Origin of the sequence: Granulicella arctica (assembly GCF_025685605.1) — a bacterium.
In the GTDB taxonomy this organism is placed as follows: domain Bacteria; phylum Acidobacteriota; class Terriglobia; order Terriglobales; family Acidobacteriaceae; genus Edaphobacter; species Edaphobacter arcticus.
The window spans coordinates 729,200-742,724 of sequence record NZ_JAGTUT010000001.1 but is presented as its reverse complement, the minus strand read 5'-3'; the positions used below and the strand labels follow the sequence as shown (position 1 = coordinate 742,724).

Annotated in this window: 11 protein-coding genes; 3 read left to right on the top strand and 8 right to left on the bottom strand. The window is 60.5% G+C overall.

The genetic code is table 11. The annotated features are described in order from the left end of the window. Window positions 1-27: 27 nt before the first annotated feature. Window positions 28-2,361 (top strand): NHL domain-containing protein, encoded by a 2,334-nt coding sequence (locus OHL20_RS03005; RefSeq protein WP_263381732.1) that lies wholly within the window; start codon window positions 28-30, stop codon window positions 2,359-2,361. Window position 2,362: 1 nt separating this feature from the next. Here the strand turns inward: OHL20_RS03005 and OHL20_RS03000 are convergent, their stop codons facing one another. From OHL20_RS03000 to OHL20_RS02990, 3 genes are all read right to left on the bottom strand, one after another. Then, on the bottom strand, window positions 2,363-3,094 hold the full coding sequence (locus OHL20_RS03000) for a ZIP family metal transporter (protein ID WP_263381731.1): 732 nt from the start codon (window positions 3,092-3,094) through the stop codon (window positions 2,363-2,365). After that, window positions 3,091-3,570, bottom strand: coding sequence for a DUF4149 domain-containing protein (locus OHL20_RS02995; protein WP_263381730.1), 480 nt, complete (start codon window positions 3,568-3,570; stop codon window positions 3,091-3,093). The genes OHL20_RS03000 and OHL20_RS02995 overlap by 4 nt, the downstream gene beginning before the upstream one ends. Window positions 3,571-3,854: 284 nt before the next feature. Next, window positions 3,855-5,204, bottom strand: a complete 1,350-nt coding sequence (locus OHL20_RS02990) for a carboxypeptidase-like regulatory domain-containing protein (protein WP_263381729.1) — start codon at window positions 5,202-5,204, stop codon at window positions 3,855-3,857. Window positions 5,205-5,291: 87 nt separating this feature from the next. On the opposite strand from OHL20_RS02990, the gene OHL20_RS02985 reads away from it, so the two are divergent. Next, on the top strand, window positions 5,292-6,341 hold the full coding sequence (locus OHL20_RS02985) for a hypothetical protein (RefSeq protein WP_263381728.1): 1,050 nt from the start codon (window positions 5,292-5,294) through the stop codon (window positions 6,339-6,341). On the opposite strand, the gene OHL20_RS02980 is transcribed toward OHL20_RS02985, so the two are convergent. Genes OHL20_RS02980 through OHL20_RS02965 form a run of 4 tightly spaced genes read right to left on the bottom strand, consistent with a single transcriptional unit; the run spans window position 6,338 to window position 9,626 of the window. Then, the gene (locus tag OHL20_RS02980; protein ID WP_263381727.1) at window positions 6,338-6,628 is read right to left on the bottom strand and encodes a hypothetical protein; all 291 of its coding nucleotides are present in this window, start codon (window positions 6,626-6,628) and stop codon (window positions 6,338-6,340) included. The genes OHL20_RS02985 and OHL20_RS02980 overlap by 4 nt on opposite strands. Beyond that, window positions 6,629-7,120 (bottom strand): cytochrome c-type biogenesis protein, encoded by a 492-nt coding sequence (locus OHL20_RS02975; RefSeq protein WP_263381726.1) that lies wholly within the window; start codon window positions 7,118-7,120, stop codon window positions 6,629-6,631. Beyond that, window positions 7,113-9,185, bottom strand: a complete 2,073-nt coding sequence (locus OHL20_RS02970; RefSeq protein ID WP_263381725.1) for a heme lyase CcmF/NrfE family subunit — start codon at window positions 9,183-9,185, stop codon at window positions 7,113-7,115. Before OHL20_RS02970 ends, OHL20_RS02975 begins: the two co-directional genes overlap by 8 nt. 60 nt (window positions 9,186-9,245) lie before the next feature. Then, a complete protein-coding gene (locus OHL20_RS02965; protein WP_263381724.1) occupies window positions 9,246-9,626 on the bottom strand; it encodes a response regulator in 381 nt (126 codons plus the stop codon). Between the two features lie 296 nt (window positions 9,627-9,922). Between OHL20_RS02965 and OHL20_RS02960 the strand changes: the two genes are divergently transcribed. Continuing rightward, window positions 9,923-12,415, top strand: a complete 2,493-nt coding sequence (locus OHL20_RS02960) for a serine/threonine-protein kinase (RefSeq protein ID WP_263381723.1) — start codon at window positions 9,923-9,925, stop codon at window positions 12,413-12,415. Between the two features lie 76 nt (window positions 12,416-12,491). On the opposite strand, the gene OHL20_RS02955 is transcribed toward OHL20_RS02960, so the two are convergent. Further along, window positions 12,492-13,475 (bottom strand): superantigen-like protein SSL4, encoded by a 984-nt coding sequence (locus tag OHL20_RS02955; RefSeq protein ID WP_263381722.1) that lies wholly within the window; start codon window positions 13,473-13,475, stop codon window positions 12,492-12,494. Window positions 13,476-13,525 lie beyond the last annotated feature (50 nt).

The following is a 13,525-nucleotide window of genomic DNA, read 5'->3' as shown; positions in this document are numbered from 1 at the left end:
ACTAGTGGTTCCTTGTGGATCGTGGCTTTGCTGTGTCTTGTAGGAAGCGGCTGGGGTCAGGCAATTCCAGCGCTCTCGGTTCCGCTGCTGTTGCCAGGCGCGATTGCCTTCGATGGGCAGGGAAATCTCTTTCTGGCCGAGACGAATCGTCATGTGATCCGCCGTGTGGATTTGACGGGAGCCATCACAACGATTGCGGGAAACGGAACCCAGGGATTCTCGGGTGACGGCGGTTCGGCGGCTGCCGCGAGGTTGGATTCTCCAACGGGCATTGTGGTTGATACGGCGGGCAATGTGTTCATCGCTGACTCTCACAATCAGCGGGTTCGCCGGATCGATGCGATCTCAGGAATGATGTCAACGGTTGCAGGCAACGGCCTTGCAGGTTTCGGTGGTGATGGCGGCGCAGCTACGCGGGCGAGGCTCGATCAGCCTGCAGCGTTGGCGCTTGATGGAAGCGGCAATCTTTTTATCGCTGATTCACGCAATCATCGCATTCGCCAGGTGGCAATCGCTACGGGAGTAATCACGACCTTTGCGGGGAGTGGATTACAGGGGTTTTCGGGCGATGGTGGTCCGGCGATTGCTGCGCCCATCGACTCGCCGAGCGGCCTCGCTGTGGATGTGACAGGCAATCTTTACCTCGCCGACATGCACAATCATCGCGTTCGTAAGGTGAGTGTCGCAGGGCTCATATCGACCGTTGCAGGCACCGGAAACGCGGGGTTCGCGGGCGATGGTGGTGTTGCTGCAAAGGCATTACTGGCGCTGCCCAGGGGCTTGTCGGTCGATGCTGCCGGAAACGTGTACGTGGCGGATGCGAATAATCAGCGTGTTCGACGGATTGCGATTGATGGCACAATGACGACGGTTGCGGGGGATGGAACACAAACGCTTTCTGGTGATGGGGGGCTTGCTCCGGCTTCCGGGTTGAATACGCCTCGAGGAACAGCAATCTCGCCTGCAGGGCTCGTGACGCTCGCGGATGCAGGTAACGAACGGGTGCGGCAGATTAATGCTGCGGACGTGATTGTGACGATCGCGGGCCTCGGTGCGGCGCTGCAAGGCTCGCTGATGATGGCGTCGCCTTCGACGATGACCTATGGAACGAGTTTGCTGACGGCGACGCTGTCTACGAGCGGTGCGGCAACGGGCGGCGTCACCTTTTTTGAGAGCGTTGCGATGGGAACGAATACGCTCGGATCTACGACGCTTACAAACAATGTAGCTGTGGTGAGCTTGCCGGGGCTGAGCGCCGGAGTGCATCAGGTTTTCTCGAGATATTCGGGCGATTTGAGCCATGCGGCGGCTCAGAGCTTCGTGAGTCAAATTACCGTTGCACCTCTGTCCGTGACTGGATCTGCGGTGTCGACGAGCATAATCTATGGGCAAGTTGTTCCCGTGTTGACCGCGTCGCTGAGCGGCGTTCTGTCACAGGATGCAGCGACCGTCGCGCTGGTGCTTTCTACGGCTGCGACTACGCTTTCACCTGTTGGCTCGTATTCGGTGAATGGAGCACTGACCGGGACTGCAGCAGGGAACTATCGACTCGTTCCGCTCATTGGCGCGGCTGTGACGATTGGCAAGGCTTCGAGTGTAGCTACAATTACGAGCGCATCGACGAGCGTTGTTGCGGGGACGCCATTGACCTTCTCCATGAAGGTTGTAAGTGCAACGAGCGGAACCCCGACCGGGACTGCGGCTGTGCTGGATGGCGGCGCGTTGGTTGCGACGGTGCCGCTTTCAGGTGGTGCGGCGAGCTTTGCGACGAGTGCGCTTGGTATCGGTTCACATGCGCTGAGTCTGGCTTATGCGGGCGATGGCAACTTTCTAGAGAGTACGGCTACTTCGCTGGAGATTGCTGTGACACTGGGTGCTACTGGCGACTTTGTGTTGGCTTTGACAGGGCCGTCGGGGCAGACGATTGCGTCAGGTGGTGCGGCGAGCTTTAGCTTCGCGGCCCAGACGCAGGGGGTCGCGCTGTCGAGCCCGATTGTGCTGGCGGCTTCGGCTTTACCGGTTGGATTTACAGCCAGCTTCAACCCGGCTTATCTACCGCCGGGCGGTGCGGTGACCACGTTTACGTTGACGGTACAGACGTCGAAGGCTGCTGCTGCGAATCGAGCGGTGGCGATCTTTGCAGGGGTGGTCTGTTCGCTGCTGCCGTTCTGGTGGCGAAGGAGATTCGTGGGTGCGGTGATGCTTTCATGCCTGCTGCTGGCTGGTTGCGGTGATCGGGTGGTTACGGCAGGCGGTTCGGCGGCTTTGGTGAGCTATCCGATTACTGTGACTGGAACGGCTACGACACCGAGCGGCGCGATTCTGCAGCATACGGCTTTGGTGACGCTAAGCGTTCAGTGATTCAGGCCGGGGCGAGAAGGCGCAGGAGGAAGAACACAAGCACTCCGGCGAAGAAGATGAGCGCCATGCGAACGCCGGGTTCTCGGTTGACCTCGGGAACGAGATCGGTTGCGGCGACGTAGATCGTGACTCCTGCGGAAAGCGGAAGGCCGATCCAGACGAGACGCGGGACGAGCGAGATGACAAGGACGCCGAGAACTGTCGTTGCACCGAGGAATAGTGCGGAGTTGAGCGCGGCTCGCTGGCTTTGGCCGCCCGCGAGCATGACCGATGCGACTGTAAAGCCTTCAGGAATCTTGTGAAGGAAGACGGCGATGAAGATGATCCAGCCAAGCCAGTTCGAGAGGACGAAGCCGGAGCCGATGGCGATGCCATCGAAGAAGGTGTGCGTCGCGAGGCCAAGGAGAACGGAGTAGCTTGTCTTCGGCGACATGAACTCATGGTGATGCGTCTCTTCGCCAAAGTGGAAGTGCGGAACGAGCGTGTGCTCGAGCAGGTGAACGCCGCAGTAGCCGAGGAGGATGAGCGCAGGTGCCCATCTCTGGTTGACGTGCATTGCTTCGGGGACCATCTCGAGGATGGCGGCGGCGAGCATGAAGCCAGCGCCGAGGGCGACGAAGTAGCGTAGAGCGCGGATCGATGGCGAGCGGCGCACTAGGAGGAAGCCGCCGAGATAATCAGCTAGTCCTGCGCCCAGACCAAGCGCGATGCTGAGCCAGAAGTTGGTGGTCACTTGGGAAGCTGCTTTGGTAATTCAGCAGCCATAAGGAGCACGATTGCGAGACCGGCGAAGAGGGCGGCTCCTTCGACCTTTTCCGAAAGCGGATGGAGGCGGTCGAAGTCGACCCGGGCTGGATTGTCGATGGCCGCTGCCGTTATGTCGCCTCCAACTTCGGCTCGGTCACGCTCCATTTTGGGAAGAACGCTGAACTGGAGGTAGATGGTGACGGCGAGCATGAAGACGATTAAGGCGGTCTGCATCGTGTAGAGCCTGGGCCTGAGAACCAGGGTGGCGATGAGGAAAAGCGTGCCGCAGATGAGGCCGATGCGGTGCAGGACGATCAGCGTTCCGCCGACTACAAGTCCAGCTTCGTGGGTGCTGGGTAGAACGTGAAAGGCAACCGGAGCAAGGACGAAGGCGAAGAAGAGCAGGCTGCCAACCCAGAGCACGATGGTCAGGAGGCGAATTGCGCGTAGGGTCGTCGTCACTCCTGTTCGTCTCCTCGTGCCTTGTACCCGGTGTACTTTACGAATGGTAAGTCCAGCTAACTGGTTCAGAATGAGCGAGATGCATGCTCGGTTCCACCTAAAGTATTCATTCCGGGCGAGTTATACCCAAAGTATTCGATTGAGGGGACTTAGCATCACGACCTGCACTTTAATTCCAGTAAGGCGCACCAGTTGTTGCTTCTGTTTTCTCGTTCTATTTTACTGGTTTAGTGGACTCATAGCCCAAGGCGGGTTGTAGCGCGGGCTTCGCTCAGGACCGCAGATCAGAGGGGTGCACCTTCAATGCGGCTTAGAGCGCGCCCGAGGACCGTTTCCAGGGCTGACTTGTTGGACAGGTATTGAGCTTCGGTGATGCGGCCCTGAAGGCGGTCGGTTTCGAGAGCGAAGAGCTCTTCCTTGAGGGCGGCCAGTACGGTGCTGGAACCCTGGCCGACGAAGGGCGCTGTGGGATCAGGGGCTGCAGGATTGTTGGGAAGCGGCGAGGTGGCGATGTATTTTGCACCAGGAGCTTTGAGCATGAAGCCCGCTCCCGCAGCCAGGGCGAGACCGAGACCACCGAGAATCCACCACTTGTACTTGGACCACGGGTCATTATCTCCGTCTGGATCGATGGGGTTGCCGAGACCACCGCCGGGGCGGGTGTCATTGGCGGCGGTGCCGGGGGCGGGGCGGGTTGTGTCGCCCGCTGTTGCGCCGACGGGTGAGCCGGTGGCGTCGCCTGCGCCTGTGCCACCTGCCCCGGGGGCGGGATCGCGGGGGAGCTGGCCAGTGCCTGAGACGGTGAAGTCGAGGGGTTCGGAAGGAACGACGGTGCGGGCTACGTAGGTCTGCGCGGTGGTCTCTTCGGTGACGGGGGAGTATGAGGTGGTCTTGCCAGCGTCGAACTTCATGCTCTTCGGCATCATGATGGCGATGGTGTCGGTGGGCAGGACGAGGCGCGGCGAGAACTTGAAGGTGCCGGTGTAGTTGATCTTGTAAGTGATCTGGAAGCGGGTTTCGCCGGGGCGGATGGGGAACACGAAGGCGTAGTGGTTGGGCTGATCGCCGAGGGGGACTGGCGCGGCCTGGACGGGCATACCGCCGGGCGATAGGGCGGCGGAGCCTTCGACGATCGCTCCGGCGGGAAGGTAGAACTCGAACGGCCGGTCGCTCATCTGCGTCATGGGTGGGGTGGACTCGTTTTTGACGAAGAAGTTCTCGACGATGCGGAGGCTGTTGCCGCCGGGATCGGATTGAATGCGCATGACGTCGGCTTCGCCTGTGACGCCGGTGACGTGCGTGGCTGCGTTGAAGACGTCGATCTCAACGGACTGGGTGCCGGGAGGTGCGGGGCGGAAGTAGTTCGCCTTGTCGTGGGTGACGCGGACGAGGTGGATGCCTTCGTCGGGGACGTCGAGGGTAAAGCGGCCCTTGCTGTCGGTCCTGGTATGCGTGGACTCTTGCATACCCTGCGCGAGGCGGATCAACGTGACGTCGTCTCCGGCGGCGGGCTTGTTGTTCGTCTTGTTGGTGACGGTGCCGGTGATGGAGGAGGCGGCGTTCGCTGGGAGTGCGAGAGCAGACACGGTCGCCATGGCGGCGATGAGAAGGGTGTATCGCGGTCGGAAGGTCACAATACAAGTTTACTGTACTGGCGGAGCGATGCTTGTGTGCTGAAGGTGTAGGTGCGATGTTCTGTAGACTGAGGCCGGTGGTTGGTGATGAGAGATCTTGATACGAAGACCAGATACTCTGCGGAGGCCCCGCCGGTTGCTGAGCCAGTCGGCCTGCTGAAGGAACTGGCGGGTGATGGACGGCCTTTGCTGATGCTGGTTGCGCTGGGGCTGATACTCTCTGGTCTGTTTGCGCTGTTCCTGTCGGCGACGGGGTCGTTTCTGCCGCATGATGTGGCCTACCTCGGGATGCAGCCGCAGGAGTTGTGCGCGTTGCATGCGTGTCGCGTCGTCCACTTTATCTTTCATGATCGCGTGAGCTTTGGCGGAACCCTGATGGCGATTGGGACGCTGTATTTATGGTTGATTGCGTTTCCGCTGCGCGACGGGGAAGCCTGGGCCTGGTGGACGCTGCTGTTTTCGGGAAGCTGGGGCTTTCTAAGTTTTCTGGCGTATCTGATCTATGGGTATCTTGATACGTGGCATGCGGTGGCGAGTGCGGGGATGCTGCCGTTGTTTGTCGCGGGTATATGGATGACGCGACGGTTGCTTCCGGTGCGTAGGGAGGGTTTGAGCTCGTTGCTGCGACCGGCTGTGCCATTGACGTTCCGGACGCGAGCGGGCTTTGGGCGCGCCTGCCTGCTGTTTGTCGGTGCGGGGATGGCGGTTGCGGGTGCGGTGATTACGATCCTCGGGTCGACCGTGGTGTTTGTACCGCAGGATATGACGTACCTGGGTTATACGGCTGCGGAGCTGAACGCGATCAACCTGCACCTCATTCCGCTGATCGCCCACGACCGGGCGGGGTTTGGGGGAGGGCTGGCTTGTTGTGGGCTGACGGTGTTGGCGATCGTATGGAAAGCTTGCCCTAGCCGGGCGCTGTGGCAGGCGCTGCTCGTGGGTGGCGTGACGGGGTTCGGATGTGCGATCGGCGTGCACTACAAGATGAACTATCTGATCGTGTCGCACATTGCACCGGCGTGGTTGGGTGCGGTTATTTACGCGGTGGGGATTATTTGTTTGTTCCCGATGTCGCATGGGACGGCAGACGCAAATTCGCTTTGGGATGGTCGAAAAAAAGCGACTGCGGCAGGCTAGGCTCGGGCGCGACCTGTGATGCCTCGGGCCGTGAGGGTGTCCATCTCAGCGATGACTGTGGCGGCTTCATCTTCGAGAGTGGAGCGCTGGTCGGCGTAGTCCTGCTCTGGATATTTGCCCGAGAGGAACTCGAAGTTGAGGTCGCGGAGGTTGTCGTAGATGGCCTCTTTGCGCTCGCGGAGATAGTCGACACGAGTTTTGTCGCGCTGGCGGAAGGGGTTGTTATCAGGCCAGAAGATGTAGGCGAAGAGGCCAAGGGTGATGACTACGCCGGCAAGGATGCCCATTTAGTACTCCGTCTCGCGACGGATGCGGTCGCGGAGTGCCTGGTCGGCGGGATGGCTGGAAGCGGAGGCCGTGAGCGGCGTTGAGGTGGAGCGCATCTTCCACACACGGACTACGACGGCGGTACCGATGGTAGCGAGAAAGAAGACGAGGAGAGGGGCGATCCAGGCTACGTTGTCGAAGCCGCCGCGGATGGGAGAGGCAAGGACGGTTGCACCATATTTGGCGGCGAACCAGTTGAGGATGGAGGTGTTGGTGGAGCCGGAGACCAGCATCTGGTTGCGGAGCTCTTCGATCATGGGACCCGAGACGGGGCAGCCGACGTGGTTGCACTCCATGAGGATTTGGCCGCAGGAGCAGGTGCAGATCATCTCGTGGCCGAGCTTGTTGAAGCGGGCGGCGGGGTCGGTTGCGCCGCTGGCTCCGAGCATGATGACCATAAGGCAGGTGAGGACGGCGACCTGGAGGAGGCGGGAGCCGAAGAGCTTACGCATGATGGACCTCGGCTTCGGGAACTTCGCGCTCGATGCGGGCTGGGGCGGAGGTCATGGCCGCTTTAGTTAGGTTGGGAACGAGAGCTACGAAGGTGCCGAAGACTACGATGGCTACGCCAATCCAAATCCAGACAATAAGGGGGTTGATGAAGACCTTGATGATGGGCTTCTCGGTGTCGGGATTCTTGCCCTCGTAGATGACGTAGAGATCGTTCTGGAGGGTGGTGCGGTCGGCGACCATGGTCGCGTAGGTCTCGCTGGCGTGATAAAAACGCTTCTCGGGGGTGAGCTGGGTGATTTTTTTGCCGCCCTTGTAGACGTCGAGGAGAGCGTACTCGGTGTCGAAGTTAGCGTTTGAATCCTGGGTGAAGGACTGGCAGACGAGGCGATAGCCACCGATCGTAAGGGTGTCGCCGTAGCCCATCTCCTGTTCCTTTTGCTGATTGAAGGCTCCACCGGCGATGCCGATAAACATGACCACGATGCCGAAGTGGACGATGTAGCCGCCGTAGCGGCGGGTGTTGCGGCGGATGAGGAGGACGATCGAGGCGGCGAGGCTTTTGCCGGTTTGCGTGCGGAGGACGTTGGCTCCGCGGAGGAACTCGGCCGAGATCGCGGTGATGACGCCCGCGGCGAGCGAGAAGGTCATGAGGGAGAAGATCATGGACTGCATGTCATCGCCGTCGTTCCATGGGCGGTCCACGAAGACGAGCAGCGCGATGAGCATAGTGAAGAAGGCGATGCTGGGAAGGACGAAGTTCTTGCGGATGGAGCGGATGGAGGTCGAGCGCCAGGCGAGCAGGGGGCCTATGCCGGTGAGGAAGAGCAGGAAGAGACCAACGGGGATGTTGACGCGATTGTAGAAGGGCGCGCCTACGGTGACCTTCGAGCCAGTGACGTATTCGGAGAGGACGGGGAAGAGGGTTCCCCAGAGGACGGTGAAGCAGGCGGCGAGGAGGACGAGGTTATTGAAGAGGAAGCTGGATTCCCGGGAGACAAGGGAGCCTAGCTTGTTCTCGGACTTGAGGTGGTCGCGCTGCTTGAAGAAGGTAAAAAGACATATGCCGAAAACGATGATTAGGAAGCCGTAGAACCAGTCGCCGATGGAGGACTGGGCGAAGGCGTGGACGGAGCTGACGATGCCGGAGCGGGTGAGCAGCGTGCCGAGGATCGTGAGCATGAAGGTGGAGAAGATGAGCCAGACGTTCCAGGACTTCATCATGCCGCGTTTCTCCTGCATCATGACGGAGTGGAGGAAGGCGGTGCCAGTGAGCCATGGCATGAGGGAGGCGTTTTCGACCGGGTCCCAGCCCCAATAGCCGCCCCAGCCGAGAACGGAATAGGCCCAGTGGGCTCCGAGAAAGATGCCGACGGTGAGGAAGAGCCAGGTAACCATGGTCCAGCGGCGGGTGATGTGAATCCACTTTTCACCGGGGTAGCGCATCATCAGAGCGCCGAGGGCGAAGGCGAACGGAACCGAGAAGCCGACGTAGCCGAGATAGAGCATCGGCGGGTGCATGACCATCTCGGGGTATTGCAGGAGGGGGTTCAGGCCGAAGCCGTCGAGCGCGCGTGGGCCGGGCTGGATGGCGAAGGGTGGAGCGGCGAAGTTCAGCAGGAGCAGGAAAAAGACCTGAACTCCGGCGAGGATGGTGGAGGCGTAGGCGGAGAGGCGGACGTCAACGCGGTGGCGGGCGCGGAGGACGAAGCCGTAGGCGCTCAGGAGAAGAGCCCAGAGGAGGAGGGAACCTTCCTGGCCAGACCAGAGGGCGGCGAACTTGTAGGCTCCGGGGAGCGCCTTATTGGTGTGGTGCAGGATGTAGGAGACGGAGTAGTCGTTGGTGAAGGCGGCCCAGACCAGGGCGAGCGCGGCGCAGCTCATGGCGAGGAAGCTGCTCATCCCGGCGCGGCGAGCCGTCTCACCGAGGCGGCCTGCGGTGTCCGGGCCAGCGGCTACGGACGGGCGCCAAAGAGAGTACGCCCCGGCGAGCAGGGTGTAGACAGAGAGCGTGAGGGCCAGGAGCAGGGCGAAGCTGCCAAACTCCGGCATGGGATGTGCTTGCATGGTCGCCTTGCCTCAAGACTATTCTCGCAGGGGTGCGGGACGAGGGCAATGATGCGGCGTTTACCGCACGGAGTGACTGGCTGCGAGTAGTGTCTGGACGCTGCTTAAGAGTTCGTCGGGCATCAGGGGTTTGAGGCGGAACGAGATGTTCATGCCGGCGTACTCGTCTTCCACCTCTTCCATGCCGCTGATGACGAGCACGGGAAGTTCGGTGTGGTCTTTTCGGAGTTCGCGGACAAATTCGGAGCCGGTCATGCCAGGCATGAAGTGATCGGTAATGATCAGGCCGATCTCTTCCTGAAACTCGTTTCGCTGGAACTGATCGAGGGCGCGCTGCGGATTCAGAGCGGCGATGACGAAGTATCCGGCTCGCTTAAGGATGGTCTGCCGGGTGGCTGCCTGGATGGCATTGTCGTCAATGAGAAGGAGTGCAGGGGTCATCAAAATCCGCAGCTACATACTGAGTGGTGGGTAAACTTAGTTGCCGAGATTTCTGTAACAAATGGACACTGAGGCGGTGATGTCTGATCTTTTGTTCTGATGCAGAAATGTGGCGCTCAGTGTAGACCGTTCTTACATTTTCTATCTTTCTTTGGAGTGGTGTCCAAATCGGGACCGCATTGGGCTACCCAGAATCAGGCCGCTTAGGCTATGGACGAAGTGCTGAATCGGGTCACGCCTCGGCGAGCGAACGTTGCGTTCACGATTCACACATCGGGCCTTGCGATAATGGAGAGATGAAGCGTCGCGTCATTGAGCACTACGACTTTATCCGTAAGATCGGCGCTGGTGGCAGCGGCGTAGTGTTTCTGGCTACCGATACGCTGCTGCAGCGGCCGGTGGTATTGAAGCTTCTGAAGCGGGGCAATCTTACGTTGGAGCAGATGCGGAGTACGCAGCTCCGCGAGGCGCGGCTGGCCTCGGCAATCGACCATCCGAACGTCTGCGCGATCTACGATGTGGGCGAGACGAAGGCGGAGGGTGAGGACGAGGCGTACATCGTCATGCAGTACATCCCGGGCAAATCCCTGGACAAGCTGATTGCGGCAGGTCCGGCGAGTCTGCAACTGGTGCTGTCGTGCGGGATCCAGATCTCGGATGGGCTGTCGGCCGCGCACAATCTGGGAATCTTCCATCGTGACTTGAAGCCGGCGAACGTCATGCTGACCGATGGCGGATTGATCAAGATTCTTGACTTCGGGTTGGCGCGACGGCTGAACCTCGACCAGACGGAGTTCGATCCTTCGGGACCGACAAACAGAAGGGTTCCGGCGCCAGGCGCGACGTATACAGCACGGGGCGGGACGATTGCGTATATGGCTCCGGAACAGTTTGTGACCGGGCAGTCGAGTGTGCAGTCCGACATCTTCGCGCTGGGGCTGATTCTGTATGAGCTGGCTACGGGGCGGCATCCATTTCACCGGCCGGATGCGCAGGAGTTCCAGAGCATCCGGGCGATCCAGTATGCAGATCCACCGTCGCTGCGGGAGATTGCACCGAACCTGCCGGTGGAGTTTGAGAGCCTTGTGTTTCGGTGCCTGGAGAAGCAGCCTTCGGCGCGATTTGCTTCGGCTGCGGATGTTCGCGAGGGGTTGCGAACGATCATGCATAACAAGCAGCTCGACTTTATCTCGATGCCGGGGGATAACGGTGGGGGATTGCAGTCTTCTCAGGGTCGGCTACAACTCGATTCGCCGGAGGAAGAGAAGCGCACGACGGGTATTTTGTCGATGCTAGCCGAGCGATTTCGCGAAAGCAATACGACGCACACGGGCAAGCCGAACAGCATTGTGGTGTTGCCGTTTATCAACTTCGGCCATGTAAGCGGGGCTGATTCCACGCCGCTCTACGGGTATGCCCTGGCAGATGCCATCGCGGCGCGGCTGGCGCGAATGCCAACGCTGGTGGTGCGGCCGTCGAGTTCTCTGATGGCAGTTCCGACGCAGCAGCTTGACCCTCTGAGCATCGGAAAAAAGCTATTGGTGCAGTTTGTGCTGGCGGGAAACTTTCTGCGGTCGGATGCCGGGTTCGATTTGAACTGGCAGTTGCTCGATGTGCCGACGCAAAGTGTGCGGGCGGGCGGGTCGATCAACGTGGAGTCGTTCGATCTGATCTCGGTGCAGACAGAGATTTGCAACGAAGTGTTCAGCACGCTACAGGGGTTTGGCGGGCTGCAGGGAAACGAGGTCTCGCGGGGCGGGTCGCTGACGCAGGATATCTCCGAGGACTACCTGCAGGCCCGTGCCGTGCTGTCGTCCTTCATGTCGCGGACTGGCAGCAGGGAGGATCTTGACCGGGCGCGGGAGTTGTTTGAGCGCGTGACGACGCAGGATGAACAGTATGCGGCGGGCTGGTCGGGGCTCGGGATAACGCACCTGCAGTATGCGCGGCATGGCCTGGGTGGCCAGATGCATGTGCTTGAGGCGAGGCGGGCGTTTGATAAGGCGCTGGCGCTCGACCCGGGATCGGTGGAGTCGAATCTTTATCGTGTCTATATGCTGCTGTCTCGGGGTGAGAAAGAGTCGGCCCGGCACGGGATTGAACATCTACTGCAGACGGCGGGCAACGACTGGAACGTGCATCTTGTGGCAGGTCAGACATTGCGGATCGACGGCATGTATGAGGAGGCGCTGGATCAGTTCAATATCTCGCTGCGTATGAATCCTTCGAATGCGGCGCTGATCTATAACAATCGCGCGCGGGTGTACCAGTACCAGAACCAGATGGAGCTGGCGGCGGATGAGATCCAGAAGGGTTTGACGCTGGAACCAAAACAGCCACTGCTTCGAATTTCTCTGGGCTATCAATATATGAGGACGGGAAACCTGTCGCTGGCGATTGAGACGCTCGAGAACGTAATTAGCGATGAGAACTCGCTGCGGATTGTCTATCCGACCATTGCGCTTTGCTATGTGCAGCTTGGGGAGCGGGAGAAGGCGGCGTCCTTCATCGTGGATGAGACGCTTTCGGCGGCTGAGGCCGATGCGGAGATGGCGTATCGGCTGGCTACCTACTTCGCGCTTGAGGGGGACGAATCGGAGGCGCTGCACTGGCTGCGGCGGGCCATCTACCTGGGTAATGAGAATTTCCCATGGTTTTCAAAGAATCCGGCATGGCGAAATCTGGTGGGCCATGCCGATTTTGAGCGGATTCTTGAGGATCTGAAGAAGAGCTATCGCAAGAATCAGAAAAACTGGAAGCGGTTATTGGCGCAGGTTCGAGAGATTTAGGCCTGCAGATTTGGGTTGGGAATGGCAAACAAAAAGGCAACGGCGAGGTGCCGTTGCCTTTTACTGCTGCTGCAGCCTAGCGGAGTAGCGCGCCATCCTGCATGGGGCGCATGCGCATAGGGGTAGTGAGCGAGAAGATGAGAGCCGTGTTGCGGGGGAGGGCTGTCTGGCGATCCTGCTTGAGCCAGAGGATGGTGCTGGCTCCTGCGCCGATACCGGCTCCGACGGCTGCGCCGACTCCGCCGCCGATCATGGCTCCGGCTACGGCTGCTGCGCCGGTGGTGGCGGTGACGATGGCAAGAGTTTCCTTGGCGTGATCGCGACGAAGGATGGTGCCCTCGCCATTGACGGAGACGTTGCTGGGCTCGCCGGTATCCGTTACCTGGGCGTGGAGGACGTAGTAGGTGCCGTCGGGAAGCGTGACGCGGCGCGGCTCGAGGTGGATGGCGGCACGACCAGAGATGCGATGGCCTCCGCGCACCTCGGTGACCTGACCGTCGAGGATAGAGCCTGCCGGGATGACGACGTGACCTTCACGCAAGACGTCGTCGCTGACGGTGGCGGAGAAGGCACTGCCACGAGTCGTGCTGATGGTGGAGAGGGCGTTGTTCATGCGGACTTTGAGGAGCGTGCCCTCGGGCATCTCGCCGGCGACGAGGGGAACTTCCATCACAACGCCAGCATCGGGATCAGCCTCGGCGCGTGTCGTGAGGCCTGAGCCGTTTGCCGGGCGATAGGGGCGATAGGTGCTGTCCTCACCCTGCTGGGAGACGGGCGTGTCGGTGGTGACGATCTCGCCATCCGGATTGAAGCGCTTCGGCGCGGGCGCAGCCGTGTATGTCTGTGGTGTGGGTGCCGGCGCACTGTAGGGCACATAGGCGGAGGGCTTTGGATGGGTCGCTGGTGGCTGCGGCGCGGGGTCGTTGGACTCCACCGTGATGGGGGTCGTGTCGGGATGGGAGACGCCGGTCGCCCCGGCCTGCGCGTGGGCTGCGAGGGTGGCGGGTCCAAAAGCAACAGCCGATAGGGCAAGAGCAGCAGTCGTGAGCGGGAGCTTCATGGCAGGGTCCTCTGGTTCGTTGAAATCTGTTTCGTGGAAATGGGCGCGTT

Excerpts from the sequence above, each read along its gene's own strand:
- OHL20_RS02985 (WP_263381728.1), top strand. The coding sequence starts at position 5,292 with ATGAGAGATCTTGATACGAAGACCAGATACTCTGCGGAGGCCCCGCCG.
- OHL20_RS02980 (WP_263381727.1), bottom strand. The coding sequence starts at position 6,628 with ATGGGCATCCTTGCCGGCGTAGTCATCACCCTTGGCCTCTTCGCCTAC.
- OHL20_RS02975 (WP_263381726.1), bottom strand. The coding sequence starts at position 7,120 with ATGCGTAAGCTCTTCGGCTCCCGCCTCCTCCAGGTCGCCGTCCTCACC.
- OHL20_RS02970 (WP_263381725.1), bottom strand. The coding sequence starts at position 9,185 with ATGCAAGCACATCCCATGCCGGAGTTTGGCAGCTTCGCCCTGCTCCTG.
- OHL20_RS02965 (WP_263381724.1), bottom strand. The coding sequence starts at position 9,626 with ATGACCCCTGCACTCCTTCTCATTGACGACAATGCCATCCAGGCAGCC.
- OHL20_RS02960 (WP_263381723.1), top strand. The coding sequence starts at position 9,923 with ATGAAGCGTCGCGTCATTGAGCACTACGACTTTATCCGTAAGATCGGC.
- OHL20_RS02955 (WP_263381722.1), bottom strand. The coding sequence starts at position 13,475 with ATGAAGCTCCCGCTCACGACTGCTGCTCTTGCCCTATCGGCTGTTGCT.